The sequence below is a fragment of the Herbaspirillum lusitanum P6-12 genome (genome assembly GCF_000256565.1).
GTDB classification, from domain to species: domain Bacteria; phylum Pseudomonadota; class Gammaproteobacteria; order Burkholderiales; family Burkholderiaceae_D; genus Herbaspirillum; species Herbaspirillum lusitanum.
This window is the reverse complement of sequence record NZ_AJHH01000785.1, coordinates 1-2,012: the sequence shown is the minus strand read 5'-3', so window position 1 is coordinate 2,012 and position 2,012 is coordinate 1. Positions and strand designations below refer to the sequence as shown.

The 2,012-nt window shown below is 63.9% G+C and carries 2 protein-coding genes; both read right to left on the bottom strand.

The window, feature by feature from the left end; genetic code table 11:
• Positions 1–92: 92 nt before the first annotated feature.
• The gene (locus HLUSI_RS0125270; protein WP_016836583.1) at positions 93–527 is read right to left on the bottom strand and encodes an ATP-binding cassette domain-containing protein; all 435 of its coding nucleotides are present in this window, start codon (positions 525–527) and stop codon (positions 93–95) included.
• On the bottom strand, positions 496–2,012 hold a 1,517-nt coding region (locus HLUSI_RS30690), incomplete at its 5' end, for a CusA/CzcA family heavy metal efflux RND transporter (protein ID WP_016836582.1). The genes HLUSI_RS30690 and HLUSI_RS0125270, both read right to left, overlap by 32 nt.

The window sequence follows — 2,012 nt, the reverse complement described above, 5'->3', positions numbered from 1 at the left end:
AGCGGGATGCCGCGCATCGCCAGCGCCAGCCAACTTTATGGGGTCAGTTCACAACATCACTGTCGCGGGGCTTCTTTTATCTACGCTGCACGTCAAGCAATCCGCTGCTCCGAAGCCGGATCAAACAACAGCGCCTTGGTCAGATCAAACGCCAGCTTCAGCGGCTCATTCGGCAAGGCACCTGCGCGCGGATGCGTGCGGCATGTCACCGGAGCGTCGTTGAAACGCGCCACCACCAAAGTATCCGGGCCGGTCGGCTCTGTCAGTTCGATGGTGCAGTCGACTTCGGTCGGACGGTAGCTGCCGGTGGTGCTGAGCGGATCGCCCGCTTTACCGTTATGGGCGCTCATGGCGTCGGTGACGTGTTCCGGACGAATGCCGAGGACGATGTCGCGGCCTACCCATTTTGCTACTGCATCGGTGTGGCCGTTCAGCGGCAGGCTCAGCAAAGTCTTCTGGCCGCCATGCTCCAGTTCGAATGCAGGGGCGGTGCCGTCAGTGGTGAGCTTGCCGCGCAGGAAGTTCATCGACGGCGAGCCGATATATATATACGCCGCCGGTCAGGGCGAACGGGATGCCGGTGAAGACCAGCAGGCCGTCCTTGACGTTGTTGAACATCGCGAACAGAAGGACAAACACCAGCAGCAAGGCGACCGGCACGACGATTTGCAGGCGTTGCGTTGCCGACTGCAGGTTCTCGAACTGGCCGCCCCAGGCGATCCAGTAGCCGGTCGGGATTTTTACCTGCGCGGCGATGCCGGCGGCCGCGTCGTCGACGAAGGAGCCGAGGTCGCGTCCGCGCACGTTGGCGCTGACGACGACGCGGCGCTTGCCGTTTTCGCGGCTGACCTGGTTGGGGCCGGGGGCGATGTCGAAGTCGGCTACTTCGCCCAGCGGGATGTAGCTGAGCTTGCCGTCGTTGTGCGGCAAGGGGATCGGCAGGCGCTTGATGGCGTCGAGATCGTTGCGCTCGTTTTCCGGCAATCGCACGATGATGTCGAAGCGGCGGTCGCCTTGGAACAAGGCGCCGGCTTCCTTGCCGCCGATGGCCATGGCGACGGTGTCCTGCACGTCGCCGATGTTGAGGCCGTAGCGGGCGGTTTTCTCGCGGTCTATCCTGACGGTCAGCATCGGCAGGCCGGTCGATTGCTCGACCTTGACTTCGGTTGCGCCGGGGACTTTGCCGAGTGTGCCGGCGATCTTGGCGGCGGTGTCGTTGAGCACGTCCATGTCGTCGCCGAAGACCTTGACCGCGACATCGCTGCGCACGCCCGAGATCAGTTCATTGAAGCGCAACTGGATCGGTTGCGAAAACTCGTAGCTGTTGCCGGGCAGGGCGGCGACGGTTTCCTGGATGGCGGCGATCAGTTCGTCGCGCGTCTTCCTCGGCTTGGGCCACTGGTCTTGCGGCTTGAGCATGATGTAGCCGTCGGAGATGTTCGGCGGCATCGGGTCGGACGCCACTTCGGCGGTGCCGGTTCGGGCGAACACGCGCTCGATCTCGGGGAAGTTGTCCTTGAGCGTGCGTTCGAGCTGCTGCTGCATCTCCACCGATTGCGTCAGGCTGGTGCCGGGAATGCGCAAGGACTGGATCGCCAGGTCGCCTTCGTTGAGGCTGGGTACGAACTCGCTGCCCAGCCTGGTGCCGAGCAGCGTGCACAGGACGATCACGGCGGCGGCCAGCGACAGCACCACCAGCTTGTTGCGCAGCGAGGCTTGCAGCAGCGGCGCATAGGCGCGCTTGGCGGCGCGCATCAGGGCGTTTTCCTTTTCGTCGACCTTGTCGCCGATGAACAGCGCAATCGCGGCCGGGATGAAGGTGACCGACAGGATCATCGCGCCCAGCAAGGCTGCCACCACGGTGAAGGCCATCGGCTGGAACATCTTTCCTTCGACGCCGGTCAGCGCAAACATCGGCAGGTACACGATCATGATGATGAGCTGGCCGAACAGCAGCGGGCGGCGCGCTTCACGCGAGGCGGCGAAGACTTCGTGGAAGCGTTCGCCGCGCG

Bases quoted from the DNA above. Each gene is read 5' to 3' on its own strand.
- HLUSI_RS0125270 (WP_016836583.1), bottom strand. From the start codon at position 527: ATGAACTTCCTGCGCGGCAAGCTCACCACTGACGGCACCGCCCCTGCA.